Genomic DNA, 2667 nt, shown 5'->3' on the forward strand with positions numbered 1-2667 from the left:
CGAACTTCATCATAAACTCGTTTTTTAAAATCTTCCATGTTTTGTTTATTCAATGCAGAAATAAATAAGGCATTGTTTCCAACTCGATTCATCCATGTTCTTTTCCATTCCTCCAAGCTATAATTTGCCTCAGTTCTCTCAACTTCTAAATCGGTTTCATCGAAAGGTTCTGGTTTATACGCATCAATTTTATTAAACACCATGATGATTGGCTTATCCGCACTATCAATTTCACCTAAAATCTTGTTTACAGAATCTATATGGTGATCAAAATTTGGGTGCGAAATATCCACTACATGCAGTAATAAATCCGCTTCACGCACCTCATCTAAAGTACTTTTAAAACTTTCTATTAATTGCGTTGGTAGTTTTCTAATAAATCCAACTGTATCCGTTAAAAGAAATGGTAAGTTTTGAATTACAACTTTTCTAACTGTGGTATCCAAAGTAGCAAACAACTTGTTTTCAGCAAACACCTCACTTTTACTGATAGTGTTCATAAGGGTAGATTTCCCTACGTTCGTGTATCCTACTAAAGCCACACGCACCATTTGTCCACGATTTCCTCGTTGTACGGACTGCTGTTTATCAATAACCTTAATTTTGTCCTTTAGTAAGGAAATCCTATCTCTAACGATACGCCTATCGGTTTCAATTTCAGTCTCACCAGGTCCACGCATTCCAATTCCACCTTTTTGTCGTTCCAAATGCGTCCACATTCCTTTTAAACGTGGTAATAAGTATTCGCATTGTGCAAGTTCCACTTGGGTTCTAGCATAACTAGTTTGTGCACGTTGCGCAAAAATATCAAGGATTAAATTGGTCCTGTCTAAAACTTTACAGTTTAATATTTTACTGATGTTCCTTTCTTGGGCTGCGGATAGTTCATCGTCGAAAATAGCCGTCCCTATATCGTTTTCATCAATAAACTTTTTAACTTCCTCTATTTTCCCCGTTCCAATAAAAGTTTTGGGATTAGGCATATCCATTTTCTGGGTAAAACGTTTCTTTACCTCTCCTCCTGCCGTGAATGTTAAGAACTCCAACTCATCTAAATATTCTTTAGATTTGGCTTCGTCCTGATCCTTAGTAACAACCCCTATTAAAACAGCTGTTTCTAAAGCAATATCTATTTTTTCAATCATATATTTTTATAAAGTACAAAGTTACGCAATTGTAAGCATTTTTATATTTATATTTTTACACCTTTAACGTCTTAACCAGTATCAAAACAAAATGATAGGTCTTAAACAACATACTATTGCTTTCTATAATATAGAAAATTTATTTGAACCTGAAAGCCCTATGTTGCAAACGAAGTACATAAAATGGTCAAAAGACAGATATCTTAAGAAGATAAAAAATCTAGGGTTGGCCATACATCAAATTGGAGCAAAGGAAACAGCTAAACATCCAGCCTTAATTGGTTTGGCTGAAGTAGAAAATGAAACGGTTTTATATGACTTAACACAGTCATTACACTTAAAGCCATACAACTATCAATATGTTTATTTTAGGTCTTTAGATAAACGAGGCATGAATGTCGCTTTATTATATGATGCTTCCATATTTACTGTTACAGCCTCAAAAGCATACAAAATAGACCTACTTGATGCTTATGGTGATACAGACTACACTAGAGACGTGTTATTGGTAACTGGGAATTTAGGAAGTGAAAAACTTCATATAATTATAAACCATTGGCCATCAAAACGCGAAAAGAAAACTGAAATTAAACGCATGGAAGCCGCTAAAAAGGTAGGAGAAATTATAGATGCAATTAGAAAAGAAGATTCAGAAGCGAAAGTGCTTATTATGGGCGATTTTAACGATGATCCAGAAAGTCCAAGCATCAACTACTTAATTGAAAGGTTTGAGCTTTATAACCCCATGGAAAAGCTTAGGAGTTATAGTCGTGGTTCACTTTCTTTTGAACGACACTGGCATTTGTTTGATCAATTCCTTTTAAGTAGTAATTTTTTAGAAGCTAAACCAAGTCAATGGCAATTTGAATCAGCTGATATTTTTGATGCTCAATTTTTAAAGTTCTCTAAAGGAAAACATAGAGGAAGACCATTTAGAACTTTTCTAGCCGGAAATTATCACGGAGGATTTAGTGATCATTTTCCAGTGTATATTACAATAAAGTATCAGTCTGAATACTAACACATCTATTCTAAAAACTTCAGGACTAAATCGCTTGCCAAAGGATTACAGATAAAATAACACAGGCCACAGGCAACAACCAAAGCATTAAAATAGAATGGTTGGCTGATTTCTTTTTAAGCATTTTAGCGTTAAGCACTTTTCTTTTTTTACCTGCATATTGAATCCAGTTTTTAAAGAAAATAAATCCTGAAGCTAAAACAAACAAAAACCAAGCCTTTTCCTGAGACATGGTGTCCATGTTCATTTGATTAAAAAAACCAGCAAAAAACACTCCTAAAAGGAGTAAAATGGCACATTGCAAAACCGAGATATACATGGTTGCAAGCTCGTTAGCCTTTTTACTTTTAGCGTCCTTATAATGCTTAAATACGTTAAAAAATAGAGAGTCGAAAACAGACATAAAAATTGAGATTAAAAATTAAAAAACCTGCCAATATTAAAAATTAGCAGGTTTTAAAAATATAATTAATAACTATTACTAGTTAGCTAAAATTTTAA

Annotated in this window: 3 protein-coding genes; 1 reads left to right on the forward strand and 2 read right to left on the reverse strand. The window is 33.5% G+C overall.

Annotated features, from left to right (window positions below):
- Window positions 1-1145: GTPase HflX (hflX, locus tag VKY41_RS01185; protein WP_500812601.1), on the reverse strand; the 1145-nt coding region annotated here is incomplete at its 3' end.
- Window positions 1146-1236: 91 nt separating this feature from the next.
- On the opposite strand from hflX, the gene VKY41_RS01190 reads away from it, so the two are divergent.
- On the forward strand, window positions 1237-2166 hold the full coding sequence (locus VKY41_RS01190; RefSeq protein ID WP_500812602.1) for an endonuclease/exonuclease/phosphatase family protein: 930 nt from the start codon (window positions 1237-1239) through the stop codon (window positions 2164-2166).
- A gap of 25 nt (window positions 2167-2191) precedes the next feature.
- Here the strand turns inward: VKY41_RS01190 and VKY41_RS01195 are convergent, their stop codons facing one another.
- Window positions 2192-2569 (reverse strand): hypothetical protein, encoded by a 378-nt coding sequence (locus VKY41_RS01195; protein ID WP_500812603.1) that lies wholly within the window; start codon window positions 2567-2569, stop codon window positions 2192-2194.
- Between the last annotated feature and the right edge of the window lie 98 nt (window positions 2570-2667).

Source organism: Xanthomarina sp. (assembly GCF_035306605.1).
GTDB lineage: Bacteria > Bacteroidota > Bacteroidia > Flavobacteriales > Flavobacteriaceae > Xanthomarina.

What these genes read in the sequence shown, in the direction of transcription:
- VKY41_RS01190 (WP_500812602.1), top strand. Translation starts at nt 1,237, where the DNA reads ATGATAGGTCTTAAACAACATACTATTGCTTTCTATAATATAGAAAAT.
- VKY41_RS01195 (WP_500812603.1), bottom strand. Translation starts at nt 2,569, where the DNA reads ATGTCTGTTTTCGACTCTCTATTTTTTAACGTATTTAAGCATTATAAG.